This is a genomic window from Modicisalibacter sp. MOD 31.J, assembly GCF_020147985.1.
GTDB lineage: Bacteria > Pseudomonadota > Gammaproteobacteria > Pseudomonadales > Halomonadaceae > Modicisalibacter > Modicisalibacter coralii.
This window is the reverse complement of record NZ_JAGXFF010000003.1, coordinates 440,424-453,557: the sequence shown is the minus strand read 5'-3', so window position 1 is coordinate 453,557 and position 13,134 is coordinate 440,424. Positions and strand designations below refer to the sequence as shown.

15 protein-coding genes are annotated in these 13,134 nt (G+C 68.2%); all 15 read right to left on the bottom strand.

Annotated elements, in window-relative coordinates:
• Nucleotides 1–161 precede the first annotated feature (161 nt).
• On the bottom strand, nt 162–1,016 hold the full coding sequence (locus tag KGR00_RS12720) for an intradiol ring-cleavage dioxygenase (protein ID WP_224418393.1): 855 nt from the start codon (nt 1,014–1,016) through the stop codon (nt 162–164).
• Between the two features lie 53 nt (nt 1,017–1,069).
• Nucleotides 1,070–2,128, bottom strand: a complete 1,059-nt coding sequence (locus KGR00_RS12715) for a maleylacetate reductase (protein ID WP_224418394.1) — start codon at nt 2,126–2,128, stop codon at nt 1,070–1,072.
• 9 nt (nt 2,129–2,137) lie between these two features.
• Complete coding sequence (locus KGR00_RS12710; protein ID WP_224418395.1) at nt 2,138–2,704, bottom strand: nuclear transport factor 2 family protein; 567 nt, start codon at nt 2,702–2,704, stop codon at nt 2,138–2,140.
• A gap of 66 nt (nt 2,705–2,770) precedes the next feature.
• Nucleotides 2,771–3,697: a flavin reductase gene (locus KGR00_RS12705; protein ID WP_224418396.1), complete on the bottom strand. Its 927-nt coding sequence runs from the start codon at nt 3,695–3,697 to the stop codon at nt 2,771–2,773.
• 33 nt (nt 3,698–3,730) lie between these two features.
• Nucleotides 3,731–3,922, bottom strand: coding sequence for a 2-hydroxymuconate tautomerase (locus tag KGR00_RS12700; protein WP_129139674.1), 192 nt, complete (start codon nt 3,920–3,922; stop codon nt 3,731–3,733).
• A 20-nt stretch (nt 3,923–3,942) separates the two neighbouring features.
• Nucleotides 3,943–4,914, bottom strand: coding sequence for a PDR/VanB family oxidoreductase (locus tag KGR00_RS12695; RefSeq protein WP_224418397.1), 972 nt, complete (start codon nt 4,912–4,914; stop codon nt 3,943–3,945).
• Nucleotides 4,915–4,919: 5 nt separating this feature from the next.
• A complete protein-coding gene (locus tag KGR00_RS12690) occupies nt 4,920–5,678 on the bottom strand; it encodes an SDR family oxidoreductase (protein WP_224418398.1) in 759 nt (252 codons plus the stop codon).
• Nucleotides 5,678–6,172, bottom strand: coding sequence for an aromatic-ring-hydroxylating dioxygenase subunit beta (locus KGR00_RS12685; protein WP_224418399.1), 495 nt, complete (start codon nt 6,170–6,172; stop codon nt 5,678–5,680). The genes KGR00_RS12690 and KGR00_RS12685 overlap by 1 nt, the downstream gene beginning before the upstream one ends.
• Nucleotides 6,169–7,443: an aromatic ring-hydroxylating dioxygenase subunit alpha gene (locus KGR00_RS12680; RefSeq protein WP_224418400.1), complete on the bottom strand. Its 1,275-nt coding sequence runs from the start codon at nt 7,441–7,443 to the stop codon at nt 6,169–6,171. Before KGR00_RS12680 ends, KGR00_RS12685 begins: the two co-directional genes overlap by 4 nt.
• Nucleotides 7,444–7,528: 85 nt before the next feature.
• Nucleotides 7,529–7,876 carry an IacB protein gene (locus KGR00_RS12675; RefSeq protein WP_224418401.1) on the bottom strand — a complete coding sequence of 116 codons (348 nt, stop codon included), beginning with the start codon at nt 7,874–7,876 and terminating at the stop codon, nt 7,529–7,531.
• A gap of 35 nt (nt 7,877–7,911) precedes the next feature.
• Nucleotides 7,912–9,057 (bottom strand): acyl-CoA dehydrogenase family protein, encoded by a 1,146-nt coding sequence (locus KGR00_RS12670; protein ID WP_224418402.1) that lies wholly within the window; start codon nt 9,055–9,057, stop codon nt 7,912–7,914.
• On the bottom strand, nt 9,038–10,210 hold the full coding sequence (locus KGR00_RS12665; protein WP_224424440.1) for an amidase: 1,173 nt from the start codon (nt 10,208–10,210) through the stop codon (nt 9,038–9,040). Before KGR00_RS12665 ends, KGR00_RS12670 begins: the two co-directional genes overlap by 20 nt.
• Nucleotides 10,211–10,266: 56 nt before the next feature.
• A complete protein-coding gene (locus KGR00_RS12660; protein ID WP_224418404.1) occupies nt 10,267–11,556 on the bottom strand; it encodes a TRAP transporter large permease in 1,290 nt (429 codons plus the stop codon).
• The gene (locus KGR00_RS12655; protein WP_129139812.1) at nt 11,553–12,029 is read right to left on the bottom strand and encodes a TRAP transporter small permease; all 477 of its coding nucleotides are present in this window, start codon (nt 12,027–12,029) and stop codon (nt 11,553–11,555) included. The genes KGR00_RS12660 and KGR00_RS12655 overlap by 4 nt, the downstream gene beginning before the upstream one ends.
• Nucleotides 12,030–12,063: 34 nt before the next feature.
• Nucleotides 12,064–13,116 carry a TRAP transporter substrate-binding protein gene (locus KGR00_RS12650; protein ID WP_129139683.1) on the bottom strand — a complete coding sequence of 351 codons (1,053 nt, stop codon included), beginning with the start codon at nt 13,114–13,116 and terminating at the stop codon, nt 12,064–12,066.
• Nucleotides 13,117–13,134: the final 18 nt, after the last annotated feature.

Sequence of the window (13,134 nt, the reverse complement as noted above, 5' to 3'; positions counted from 1 at the left end):
AGACTGCCGGCGTTATCCCAAATTGGAACCAATAATTCCTTTAAAAACAGTTATTTGAAATAAAACCAGGGCGCGCCGAGCGGCCCGCATCAGCCGCTTGGCGCCACCGTCCGGCAGGCCGACCCCGGCCTCTTTCGAAAGCCGCCGGCCGGACGCTCCCGTCAGTCGTCGCGGGCGCCGACCATGACGAAATCGAAATCCACCTGCCATGTCGTGTCCCCCGCCGTGGCTTTTCGATAATCCACGATCAACGCTTCCTTGACGCCGAAGACGGCATCCGAGGTCAGGTAGTCGTCGCCCGAGACGAAGGTATGGGTGACGATCCGCTCGTGATCCGGGTGGGTGATCAGAAAGTGCATGTGGGCCGGCCGCCAGGGATGACGCCCGAGACGCGCCAGCATGTTGCCCACCGGCCCGTCGTCGGGGATCGGATAGGAGACCGGCTTGATGCCGACGAAGTCGTAGCGGCCGTCGGGGCCGGTGACGAACACGCCGCGGTTGTTCCATTTCGGCTGCCGGCCGGGCTGCTGGACGTCGTAGAAGCCCTCGCTGTTGTCCGACCAGACATCGAGGCGCGCGCCGGCGAGGGGCCGGCCTTCCAGGTCCAGCACGCGGCCCGTGTAGCGGCACGATTCGCCCTTGCCATCCAGCGAGATGCCGCTGCCCATGGGCAGCTCCGGGGCGCCGTCGACGTGGAAGGGGCCGAACACCGTGTTCTCGGTGGCGCCCGCCGGGCGGCGGTGGGCGATGGCGTCCACCAGCATGGAGACGCCGAGGGTATCGGAGAGCAGGATGAACTCCTGGCGCTCGGCATCGCACAACTGGCCGGTGCGGGTCAGAAAGTCGATCGCCGCCTCCCATTCGCGCTGGGTCAGCCCGACCTCCTTGACGAAGTCGTGCAGGTGGCGAACCAGCGCCGCCATGACCTCGCGCAGCCGCGGGTCGGTCGCCTCGCCCATGCGCGCGTTGACCGCCTCGACGGAGTTGGCTTCGGTGAAATAGTCGATCCGGGGCATGCTCTCTCCTCCTTGTCGGCCCGGTGACCGGGCCTCGATACGGGAACGCGGCCTTACACCGGGCGCTCGCCACGCCAGGCGCGGCCCAGCAGCTCGCGGATGGCGTCGCGCTCGATGGGACGCGGGTTCCAGTAGGGGTTCATGACCGCCAGCTCGGCGGCACGGTCCAGATCGGACTCGCGCAGCCCCAGGGCCTCGAGGGTCAGCGGTGCGCCCAGGCCGGCGGCGAAGTCGTGGAGGCCGCCACCCAGCTCGCCACCGAACAGGCGCGCCGCCGGCGCCAGGACATCGGCCGCCGCCTCGGCGTTGTAGGCGGCGGTATGCGGCAGCAGCACGGCGTGGGTCTCGGCGTGGGGCAGATCGAAGCTGCCACCCAGGGTGTGGCACAGCTTGTGGTGCAGCGACATGCCCACGCTGCCCAGCACGCTGCCGCACAGCCAGGCACCGTAGAGCGCGTCGCTGCGCGCCTCGAGATCCCGCGGATGCTCGACGATCGCCGGCAGTGCCCGCTTCAGGCTGTCGAGCCCCTCCACGGCCATCCGCCCGGTCAGCGGGTTGCGGTCGCGGGCGTAGAGCCCCTCCACCGCGTGCGCCATGGCGTTAAGGCCACTGGTCACGCTGATCGCCGGTGGCAGCTCGAGGGTGAGCTCGGCGTCGTAGATCACCACCTCAGGCAGGATGCCGGGGCCCTTGAGCGTGGTCTTCACGCCGTTCTCGGTCTGCCCCAGGATCGGCGTGACCTCGGAGCCGGCGTAGGTGGTCGCCACCACGATCTGCGGGGCGTCGTTGCGGTGGGCGATCGCCTTGGCCAGGCCCACGGTGGAGCCACCGCCCAGCGCGACGACACAGTCGGCATCGGCCTGCGCGAACGCCGCCATGGCCCGCTCGGTCACCGCCACCGGGGTATGCATGGCGGCCTCGCTGAACACCCCCGTGGCCAGCTCGCCGAGCCGGGTCTGGAGCTCGAGCGCCGCGTCGCGGCGGGTGGGCGTGGAGAGCACCAGCGCCCGGCGGCACGCCAGGCGGCGGATCTCGTCGGCGATTCGGGCCCGGCTGCCGGGCCCGAAGAGAATACGCGCCGGGTTGGCCGTGTACACGAATTCGTGTGCCATGATGCCTCCTCAGTCCTTGAGCAGCACCGACTCGCTGGGATAGTCCGTCGCCCAGCCTTCCTGCAGCGGCGCCACGAAGACGTTCTCGGTGCGCGTGCGGGTGATCTTCCACTGCCCGTCGGGCTCCTTGCGGAAGGCATTGTTGAGCCGCGACGAGCGCAGCAGCGCCTTGCCGTTGGAGAAGATCCAGGGCTGGCAGTGGACCCACTGACCTTCGGCGACGTCGCCGCGCACATGGATCTGCTCCGAGGTCAGATAGTGGACGTTGAGCAGCAGCTTGGGGTCCGCGTCCTGCTTCCAGAAACCCTCGAAATGCCGCCGGATCGCCGCCGCGCCCTCGGCCCGCCCGAACTGGTCGTCGTAGTACTCGCCGACGCCTTCCCAGACGGCATCCTCGGTATACAGCGCCATGATCCGGTCGATGCGTTCGGCGTCGTTGGTCACTCCGTACTCGGGGATCGGCGTGTCGCAGAGGAACATGTAGCGCGCCTGCAGGCGGCGGATCTCGGCTTCGGCCTCCAGCGTCTCGATACGCGCCACCAGGGCGTTCACTTCAGCACTCGTTACTTCCGACATGGTCGGTCTCCTTGGTTTGCTTGGCTTTTTTGGCTTGCTTGCACATTGGCCTCTCGCTCGGAGAGGTCACGAAGGGGCGCCGAGACGCTCGATCACACGCCCCAGCCCCGACTTGAGGGCATCGGCCTCGTTAGGCGCCAGGCTCTCGAACAGGCGACGCTCGTAGTCGTCGGCCATCGCCAGCAGACGCAGCGCCAGGCTCTGTCCGTCCTCGGTGAGATGCACGTCCCGGGAGTCGTCCACGCCCAGAAGCCCCCGCTCCCGGAGTATCGCGAGGGTGTCCTCGAGCTCCGCGAGCGGTTGTGCCACGCGCCGCGCCAGCACCTCGGCGGCCAGCGGCCCGCCATCGGCGAGCAGGGTCAGCACCCGCCACTCGTTGTCGTTGACGCCGAGGCAGGCGAGCCGCGGGTAGAAATCCCCCCGGTAGGCGGCCAGTGCCTGGCGCATCAGATAGAGCAGGTGCCGGCCCAGCCGGCCGTCCAGCGCCGTCTGCTCGCCGACGTCGAGCATCAGCGGATGCGGTTCGGGCACGGCGTAGCGGCCGTTGTGGAAGACCAGGGCGCTGCCCTCCTTGCGGTAGGCGTAGCGCAGCACTTCACCGACGATGATCAGGTGATCGCCGCCCTCGTAGACGTTCCAGGTCCGGCACTCGAAATGGGCCGCGGCCCCCGTCACCCGGGCGACGCCACCCAGGCCCTCGTCGATGGCGATACCGGCGAACTTGTCCTCGCCGCGGCGGGCGAAGCGGTTGGAGATGTCGACCTGCTCGTTGCCGAGCACGTTGACCACGAAGTGTTCGGCGTGGCGGTAGACATCGAGGCTGTAGGCCCCCTTGTCGATGCTCCACAGGATCAGCGGCGGATCCATCGACACCGAGTTGAAGCTGCTGGCGGTCACGCCGTGGTGCGTCTCGCCATCGCGGGCGGTGATCACCGTCACCCCGGTGGCGAACTTGCCCAGCGCGCTGCGGAAATCTCTCGTATCGAAGCTCATCGGCAACTCTCCGTTGCGGTCGTCAGACGCTGTTCAGCGGCCCAGGCGCTCGGCGGTCTCGCCGCCGATGCCGTAGTCGCTCTTGGGTATCTCGCTGATGATCACGCGCACGTTGGCCGGCGGTGCATCGAGGGAGTCGGCGACGGCATCGGTCACCTGACGAATCAGGGATTCCTTCTGGGTCGGGGTGCGCCCCGCGATCATGTAGACGTGAACGGTTGGCATTGTTGTGTTCCTTGGTGGATTCAGAGATCGAGAACGAGTCGCTTGCCTCGGGCCCGGGAACAGCAGACACACATCTGGTCGCCCTCCTCGCGCTCGTCGGCGGTGAGAAAGTGGTCGCGATGATCGATCTCGCCGTCGAGGACGTCGGTCACGCAGGTGCCGCACACGCCCTCCTCGCATTTCACCTCGACCATGACCCCGGCCCGCGCCAGCGCCTTGGCGATGGTGTCCTCGGCGCCCACGTGGACGGTGACGCCGGAACGTTCGGCGACCACCTCGAAGGCCTCGCCCGAGACATCGACGTCGGCGGAGAAGAACTCCCGGTGAATGCGGGCATCGTCGATACCGAAGGCACCGGCGCGCCCGATCACCCAGTCCATGAAGCCCGGCGGACCGCACACGTAGACGTTGACCCCGGCATCGGCCTCGGCCAGCGCGGCATCCAGGTCGAGCCGGGTCGCCGGGTCGTCGTCGTGGTGATAGACCACGGCATCGGCCAGGCCGGCGGCCGCCACCGCGTCGCGGAAGGCGGTGGCCTGCCGCGAACGCGTGCAGTAGTGCAGCGTGAAATCCCGCCCCAGCGCGTGCAGCCGCCGGGCCATGGCGATCATCGGCGTCACCCCGATGCCGCCACCGAACAGCAGGCTCTGGGGGGCCGCCTCGTTGAGCGGAAAGTGATTCTTCGGTCCCTCGACCTCGAGGGTGCCGCCGGTTCGCACGATGCGGTGCAGGGTTTTCGAACCACCGCGACTGTTGGGGTCGCGCAGCACGCCGATCTCGTAGAAGGCGGTCTCCGCCGGGTCGGAACACAGCGAGTACTGCCGCCACAGGTCGACACCGGCGTCGCGGATGTGCACGTCCAGGTGGGCACCGGCGGTGAACGGCGGCAGCGGGGCGCCGTCGGCGGCGCGCAGCCGCAGTCTGGCGATATTGCCCGGCTCGTCGATGCGTTCGTCGATGGTCAGCGTCAAGCGCTCTTTTGGCGTCTCCATTGGCATCACCTCATGTAGATTCCGCCGTTGACGTCCCAGCAGGCGCCGTTGACGAAGGCCGCCCTGGGGCCGGCCAGCAGCGCCACCAGCTCGGCGACGAAGGGCGGGTCGCCGAGTCGGCCCACCGGGATATTGGCGAGGGCCTGCTCGAGGTTGTCGCCCAGCACCGAACGCACCATGGGCGTGTCCATCGGTCCGGGGGCAATCGCATTGCAGGTGACGCCGAAGGGCGCCAGGTCACGGGCGAAGATCTTGGTCAGGGTCAGGATGGCGCCCTTGGACGCGGCGTAGTGGGCGCCGGTCGCGGTGCCGCCGTTCTGTCCCGCCAGCGAGGCCAGATTGACGATGCGTCCGTAGCCCCGGGCCTTGAAGTGGCGGCCGAAGATCTGGCTGCCGGCGAAGGTGCCGCCGGCGTTGGTGGCGAGCACGGCGTTGAAGTCCGCGGGGTCGATCTCCAGCACGCCCTGGACCGCAGTGCGTGCGGCGTTGTTGACCAGCACCTCCACCGAGCCCCAGCGCTCGAGGCACTTGTCGAGCACGGCCTGGAAGTCGTCGGGACGGGTCACGTCGAGGGTCGCGGTGATCGCGGTCTCGCCGGAGAGATCCAGCTCGCTGGCCAGCGCCGCGGCCGGCTCGGGGTCGATGTCGGAGATCACCACCCGGAAGCCGGCGCGATGCAGGGCACGCACCGCCTCGGCGCCGAAGCCGCGGGCGCCGCCGGTGACCACGGCGGTGTGGATCTTGTCGGGGGCAGGTAGCGTCATCAGAACAAATAGCTGAACGAATTCAGCATCCCGTCGGAGTTGAGCAGACGTGCCACCTTGTGGCGGATCTGGAAGCCGCCCGGGGTGACGATTAGGGTGTAGGTGAGGTCGGCGGCCCAGACGCGCTGGCGACCGAACTTGTCCTCGATCAGGTGTTCGGCACAGCGCACCCTGACGTCGTCGCCGTCGACCGCCTCGATCACGAAGCGCGACAGCGTGCGCACGGTGCGCGCCGGCGGCGCCGAGGAGATCGAGAAGCCCTGCTGGAAGCGCGTGATGCGCTCGCGCCGCATGTGGGCGTCGTCGTGGCACAGGTTGAGCGCGTCGTCGAAGTCCCGGGTATCGCCGATCGGCAGGGTATAGAAGCCGTCGTCGCTCCACAGGGCGAGCCACGCCTCGTAGTCGCGGCGGTCGAGCATGTCCGCCTCGGCCCAGATGAAGGCCTGGGCGTCCCACAGCAGGGAGTCGTTCCGGGTATCGGCTGGGGTGTTCATGGCTGCATCATCCTTTTCCACATGTCGTACGCCGCGCGCATGCCGGTCTCGGCACTGATATGCCCGCGCGGGCCCGCCTCGCCGGGTTGCTCGTCGTCGAGGCCGCGGTTGATCAGGATGGGCAGCTCCGCCCCGCCCTGGACGCCGCGCTGGATGCGCTCCCACACCTCGGCGTCGTCGGGCGAGCCGAACCCCATGGGGCCCTGGAAGTGCTCGTGCAGCCGCATTCGCACGCGGTTGGCGGCCTCGGGACCGCCGTCCATGCCGATGGCGATGTGGCGGATGTCGGTGCGATCGACGCTCACCGGCGTCAGCACGCGGAAGAAGGCCAGCGAGAACGACACGTTGGGGAACAGGTTGAGGTTGAAGCCGGCGCCGCCCACGGCGCGCACGATGCGCCGCACCTGCGGCTCGTCATGGCCGGTGTCGCGCAGTTCCTGGGCCAGGGCCTGGAAGCGCTCGGGAATCGGCGCGTCGAGGTTGTCCTCGAGATCCACCAGCTCGGGGATCATCACCATCACCGAGTGGCCGTTGCCGAGATCCTCGACGTAGCCCTTGCCCTGGTCGAGGAACGAGAAGACCGCCTCGGTCTCGTCGTCCAGCGACTGCAGGAACGACTTGTGCACCACCGGGAAGTGATAGGCGTCGGTGGTGTTCTCGAGCTGGATCTTCCAGTTCATCGGCACGCTGAACTGATGCTCGCCGAGCACCTTGACCGGGTAGCCCGCGCCCTGCTTCATGAACAGGTCGATCCAGTGGGTCACCGGGCCGAGAAAATCGAGCAGCGGCTCGGCCTGCTCGTCGAAGGTGGCGAAGATCATCCCGGCGTAGGATTCGGTGCGCAGCTTGAGCAGGCCGTGCTGCGCCTTGTCGAAGTCGTCGCCGTACTGCTCGGGATAGGGCAGCGCGCGCAGCGAGCCGTCCAGGGCGTAGCCCCAGCCGTGGTAGGGGCACTGGAACGAGGCGGTCTTGCCCTGCTTGACCTCGCACACCGTGGCCGCCCGGTGGCGGCAGCGGTTGATCATGACGTGGATCTTGCCCTTGCGGTCGCGCACCACGATCACCGGGTCGCGCCCCACCTGGGACAGCTTGAACGAGCCCTTGTCGGGAATTTCGCTCTCGTGAGCGACCCACACCCAGGTCTTCTTGAAGATGCGTTCCATCTCGGCGTCGAACAGCGCCGGGTCGTCGTACATGGGGGTGCGGATGTGGTCCCTGAACACCAGTTCATCCGGTTCAGGGACGAGGTCGATCCTGTTGTCGATCGTCATGATGGCCTCGCGCTAGCGGTTGTCGGGTCGTTGTCGAAACGTCTGTCGTGACACGTCTTTCTGGAAGCGTCGGGGACGCTGTCCGTCACTCGGGGACGACGAGTTCGCGGCCGATGCGCGCCTCGACACGGCAGTATTTCCAGAGCTTGTAGGTACCGTCCCCCACCGGGGTGGTGCGGAAGAAGTTGCAGGCGTCGACGATGGCTTCGTAGGTCTCGACGTCGGCCATGATGTAGAAGGTCCAGGGCGCGGCGAGGGAGGGGCCGACCTGGATGCGGTCGTCGTCCATGATCCCCAGGATGGTGACGCCGGGCAGACCGTCGATGCCCTGCAGCATGGTGCGGGTGGCTTCCCAGACCTGCTTGGCCTCGTCGGCGGTGGCGTTCATGAAGTTCTGGTTGATGCCGCAGCAGAACAGTACGCGATGTTGCATGTGGTGGTTCTCCGTTAGCGAGTGGTTGGCCCGGCTCACAGGTAGCCCGGCAGCGGGTCGTGGTCGAAGAAGATGGCGCCGGCGTTCTTCCAGGTGATCTCGCCCATGAAGGCGTGCTGGGTACACAGCATCGAGTCGCGCAGGATGCGCGACAGCGGATGCCCGTTGTCGGCACCGCTCATGCCGCTGAGCTGGTACACGCCGCGGATCGCCTCGGCACACTCCCGGGTCAGGTGGGTGGTGGACAGGCGCAGCAGGTTGATCTGGTCGCGACTCGGCTCGCCGCCCGCCTCGACGGCATGCCAGGCGGCCTCGGTGCTCTCGTAGAAGAAGGCGCGGGCGGCACGCACCTGGGCCTCGGCCTTGGCCAGGCCGATCTGGGCGTATTCGCGCTCGCCGAGGTTGGGCGCACCGGTGACCGACTTGCGCCCCCCGGCCGAGGCCCGCATCACGTCGAGCGCCTCGCGGGCCAGGCCCAGGGTGGTCACCGCCAGCACCTGGGCGGCGAAGGCCAGCGCCGGGTAACGGAAGAAAGGGGCATCGATGGTCGCCCGGGCGCCGCGCACGAAGGTCCACTCCTCGGCGACGTAGGCGTCGTCCACCACCAGGTCGTGGCTGCCGGTGGCGACCATGCCGACCATGTTCCAGGTGGGATCGATGCGTACCCGGTCGGGGGGGAGCACCGCCATGCGCGGCGCGGCATCGGGCTCGTCGGGCTGGATGCCGACGCCGCACAGGGTCGCGCCCATGCAGCCGCTGGCGAACTTCCAGCGACCCTTGATGCGGTAGCCGCGATCGACCCGCTCGGCGGGATGCGGCGGAAAGATGCCGCCGGCGAACACCACGTCCGGGGAGTCCGCCCAGATCCGGGTGATGGTTGCCTCGGGCAGCGCGGCCAGGTAGGCGGGATTCATGCCGAAACTCGCCACCCAGCCGGCGGCCCCGTCGGCCGCCGAGATCGCCTCGACCATCTTCAGGAACTCGATGGGGGATTTCTCGTCGCCGCCGTAGCGCTTGGGCACCAGGGCGCGGTAGACCCCGATAGCCTTGAACGCGTCGACGATGTCCGCCGAGATATGCCGTTGCGCCTCGAACTCCTCGCGGCGCTGACGAATCTCGTCGAGCAGCGCATCGAAACGCGCCTCGCCGCCCCATTGGGCCTTATCGACCAGGCTGTACATACGCATCTCCTGTGGTTGTGGGGGTTGCCGCCGGGCGTGTGCCGAGCAGGTGGCGCGCAGCCCGGCAGACCCCGGCGTCGTCGCCGCGCCGGCCGACCAGCTGCAGGCTCACCGGGCGGTCGCGATCCGGCGCCAGGGGCAGGCTCAGGGCGGGATGCCCCGACAGGTTGAAGGGCCGCACCAGGGCCGAGATGGTCAGGTCCTGCTGCCCGCCCTCGGCGGCGGCGCGGGTCAGCGGAAAATGCGGCAGCGTCGGCAGCGCCAGCACCGCGTGGGTCTCGAGCAGCCGGTCCACGGCGGCGGCGAAGGCGCGGCGCACCGCCTCGGCCTCGCGCACCTCGGCGTCGGTGGTCTCGGCGGCGGCACGCAGGCGGCGCTCGACATCGGCACCCAGGCGGCCGCTATCCAGCCAGGGCCGGCAGGCGAGATAGGTCTCGCGATTGATCAGCGCCATGCCCGCCGCGTAGGCCTCGTCCATCAGCGGCAAGGATCGCGTGGTAGCGTCCAGCCCGGCGCTTTCCAGACAGGCCGCGACCGCCCCGTGGATTGCCGGATCGGCATCGACGTCCAGCGCTCCCAGCCGGGGCGGCGCACCGCCAGCGGCGGTGGCGTCGAACGTGGGATCGACCGCCGCCATGAACGCGATGAGGGTGTCGAGATCGGCGCTCAGCGGCCCCACGCAGTCGAGACTGCTGTGCGCCGGCATGACGCCCCGGCGGTCGAGCCGGCCGAAGGTGGGCTTGAGCCCGTAGACGCCGCAGCACGCCGCGGGTACCCGGATCGAGCCGCCGGTATCGGTGCCGATGCCGATCTCCGCCAGCCCCGCGGCGACCGCCGCCGCCGAGCCGCTGGACGAGCCGCCCGGGATCAGCGCCGGGAAGCGCGGGTTGTCGGGCGTTCCGGTCCAGGCGTTGAGCCCGCTCATGCCGAACGCCAGCTCGTGCAGGTTGGCCTTGCCGACGATGCGGTAGCCCGCGGCCAGGGTGCGCTCGACGATCGCCGCATGACGCGTCGCCGCCGGGACCTCGGCCAGCGCCTCGCAACCGGCGCGGGTGGGCTGGCCGGCGATGTCGATGCTGTCCTTGACCACGACCCGCGCGGGGCCGGTGCCGAGATCCAGGGATTGAACGAGTACGGACTTGGGCGATTTCATTGACTTATCACATGAATTTTCAAGTTTTTGTGTAAAAAATGGACGGCCACCAGCCCTCAGAGGACGAAGGTCACCAGCCCGGGCACCAGCAGCAGCAAGGCGATACACAACAGATAGGGCATCAGAAAGTAGCCGACGCCACGGAAGATCTCGCCGATGCCAAGCTCGGGATCGAGACGCTTGACGATGAAGGCGTTGACGCCCACCGGCGGCGTGATCGCCCCCATGCTGGTCACGATGCAGACCATGATGCCGAACCATACCGGGTCGTAGCCCAGCGCCAGCGCGACCGGAAAGAAGATCGGGATCGAGATGATCAAGAACCCCATGGCATCCATCAGCGCCCCGCCGATGACATAGATCAGCAGCACGCAGGCCATCACCAGTATTGCCGGCAGGGGTAGCGCGGCCGCCCACTCGCCGACCATGAAGGGCAGCCGGGTCACGGTCAGGAAGCGGCCGAAGACCACCGCGCCGGTCACCAGCATCAGGATCATCGCCGAGGTCGCCAGCGAGTGGCTCAGCGAGCCCCGTAGCACCGCCCAGGACAACCGCCCGCGCAGGCCGACGACGATCATGGCGCCCACGCAGCCCACGGCCGCGGCCTCGGTGGAGGTGAACCAACCGGCGAACAATCCGCCCAGCACCAGCATGAAGAGCGCGGCGATCTCCGTCAGCCCCTGGAGAGATGCCAGGCGGGCGCGCCAGGTGGAGCGCTGACCGGCCGGCGCCAGCGACGGATCGCGCCAGCAGAGATAGGCGATGGTCAGCACGAAGAGCAGCATCAGGATCAGCCCGGGCACGATGCTGGCGACGAACAGATCGCGAATCGCCAGTTGGGCCTGCAGGGCGATCACCACCAGCACCGCACTGGGCGGGATGATCACGCCCAGGGTACCGCCGGTGGCCACGCTCCCGGCGCTCAGCGCCTTCTGGTAGCCGAACTTCTTCATCTCCGGCAGGGCGATGGTGCCCACCGTGGCCGCGGTCGCCGTATTGGACCCGCACACCGCGGCGAAACCGGCGCTGCTCAGGATCGTGGTGGTGGCCATCGAGCCCCGGCGGTGCCCCGTCCAGGCATAGGCGGCGGCGAACAGCTTTTCGGTAATGCCCGAGCGAAACAGCAACTCGCCCATGAACACGAACAGCGGTATCACGCTCAGCGAATACGCCGAGAGCTGTTCCCAGATCCCCGAGCTGACGATGTTGTAGGCCGCCAGTGGACTGGTGATGCCGAGCATGCCGAAGAAGCCGACGATGAACATGGCGAAGCTGATCGGCATCTGCAGGACGATCAGGCCGAACAGCGCCAGCACGCCGACCAGGGCCATCAGGGTCAGGCTCATGTCCGCACCCTCCGGGTCAGGCACGCCATCAGGTCCGTCAGCAGCACCAGGCAGAACGCAGAGAAGCCGAAAGCGACCAGATAGATGATGGGATAGATCGCCAGGCGCAGGGATTGCGATACCGTGTCGCGCTGCATGGCGAGCAGGCCGTAGTGCCACAGCTGGTAAGCCACCATGGCGAAGAACGCGAGGCTCGCCAGCAGCACCAGGGCCTGTACACCGGTCTGCAGCCGCCGCGGCAGGCGGGCGACCACCAGATCCAGCTCGATGTGGGCCTTCTTCGACTGGGCATGGGCCAGCGACAGGGACACCACGGCGGCCGTCAGCCAGCCGACGACCTCGGTGGTGCCGCCGAACGACGCCGACACCTGACGCAGCACGATGTTGGCCACCACCAGCAGCGTCATCGCCAGCAACGCCGCCCCGGCGAGGACGAGCAACGACCGACTGACCACAAGCGAGAAGCGATACATGATCGAGACCTCCTCTAGGCGCATGTCGCCGGGCTCAGTCCCGGACGCCATCGCTCTGCCGATAGTGGTCGAACAGCTCGAGCATGCGCGTCTCGAACGCCTCGGCGGGAAGGCCCATCTCGGCCACGCGGGTCAGGCGCTGCTGGTTGACCGGCGCCAGGCGTTCGTCCCAGCGGGCCGCTTCGGCCTCGCTCAGGGGCAGCACCTCGACCCCTTCCTCCTTGCGCGCCCACGCCAGCGACTCGGCGACGTGGCCATCGAGGTAGTCACCGGCATAGCGGGCCATTTCCGGCCCCAGGTCATCGATGACCGCCTGCACGTCCTTGGGCAGCGACTCCCAGCGCTGGCGGTTCATGACCGCCACCAGCACGGCGTTGGTCAGGGGGTAGTCGGTGACGTACTTGACGGTCCGCGCGTAGCGCAGATCCATCAGCACCTCCCGGGAGCTCACGTAGCCGTCGACGACGCCGGCCTGCAGCGCCTCGCCGGTATCCGACTGCGCCAGGGCGATCGGCACGCCGCCCAATGCCGCCAGGACGTCGGTGGCATCGCCGGGGACCCGGATCTCCTGACCTTGCAGCGCCTCGAGGGACGTCACCGGGTCCTTGGTCTGCAAGTAGCCCGGCTCGGCGGTGAAGGCGGTGATGACCTTGAAATCCTCGAGTCCGAGTTGCTCGGGCGGGAATTCCTGAATCAGCTCGTAGACGGTCTGGCTGGCCACGCTCGAATCGACCTGCAGCCCGGTCAGGCTGCCGGCCAGGTTGAGCAGCGGAAAGCGGTTGGGTTCGTAGGAGGTGATCGACAGGCCGATGTCGGCGACGCCGCTACGCACGCCGTCGTACATGTTGTCGGCGGTCAGCAGCGTGCCACCGGGAAAGGTGTTCACGGTCACGCGGCCATCGGTGCGACGCTCGATTTCCTCGGCCCAGTGCTCCATCTGCACGCCGGGGAAGGTGCTGGTGGGCGAGATGAAGGCATAGCTGAGGGTGATGTCGCCGGCGGCGGCCAGCGGACTCGCCAGCACGCCCGCCAGGCCGATGGCCCCGGCCAGGCACGCGATGCCCGGCACGACTGTCTTCTTCGTCATGGGTCCTACCTCGGTTGT

Excerpts from the sequence above, each read along its gene's own strand:
- KGR00_RS12720 (WP_224418393.1), bottom strand. The coding sequence starts at position 1,016 with ATGCCCCGGATCGACTATTTCACCGAAGCCAACTCCGTCGAGGCGGTC.
- KGR00_RS12715 (WP_224418394.1), bottom strand. The coding sequence starts at position 2,128 with ATGGCACACGAATTCGTGTACACGGCCAACCCGGCGCGTATTCTCTTC.
- KGR00_RS12710 (WP_224418395.1), bottom strand. The coding sequence starts at position 2,704 with ATGTCGGAAGTAACGAGTGCTGAAGTGAACGCCCTGGTGGCGCGTATC.
- KGR00_RS12705 (WP_224418396.1), bottom strand. The coding sequence starts at position 3,697 with ATGAGCTTCGATACGAGAGATTTCCGCAGCGCGCTGGGCAAGTTCGCC.
- KGR00_RS12700 (WP_129139674.1), bottom strand. The coding sequence starts at position 3,922 with ATGCCAACCGTTCACGTCTACATGATCGCGGGGCGCACCCCGACCCAG.
- KGR00_RS12695 (WP_224418397.1), bottom strand. The coding sequence starts at position 4,914 with ATGGAGACGCCAAAAGAGCGCTTGACGCTGACCATCGACGAACGCATC.
- KGR00_RS12690 (WP_224418398.1), bottom strand. The coding sequence starts at position 5,678 with ATGACGCTACCTGCCCCCGACAAGATCCACACCGCCGTGGTCACCGGC.
- KGR00_RS12685 (WP_224418399.1), bottom strand. The coding sequence starts at position 6,172 with ATGAACACCCCAGCCGATACCCGGAACGACTCCCTGCTGTGGGACGCC.
- KGR00_RS12680 (WP_224418400.1), bottom strand. The coding sequence starts at position 7,443 with ATGACGATCGACAACAGGATCGACCTCGTCCCTGAACCGGATGAACTG.
- KGR00_RS12675 (WP_224418401.1), bottom strand. The coding sequence starts at position 7,876 with ATGCAACATCGCGTACTGTTCTGCTGCGGCATCAACCAGAACTTCATG.
- KGR00_RS12670 (WP_224418402.1), bottom strand. The coding sequence starts at position 9,057 with ATGTACAGCCTGGTCGATAAGGCCCAATGGGGCGGCGAGGCGCGTTTC.
- KGR00_RS12665 (WP_224424440.1), bottom strand. The coding sequence starts at position 10,210 with ATGAAATCGCCCAAGTCCGTACTCGTTCAATCCCTGGATCTCGGCACC.
- KGR00_RS12660 (WP_224418404.1), bottom strand. The coding sequence starts at position 11,556 with ATGAGCCTGACCCTGATGGCCCTGGTCGGCGTGCTGGCGCTGTTCGGC.
- KGR00_RS12655 (WP_129139812.1), bottom strand. The coding sequence starts at position 12,029 with ATGTATCGCTTCTCGCTTGTGGTCAGTCGGTCGTTGCTCGTCCTCGCC.
- KGR00_RS12650 (WP_129139683.1), bottom strand. The coding sequence starts at position 13,116 with ATGACGAAGAAGACAGTCGTGCCGGGCATCGCGTGCCTGGCCGGGGCC.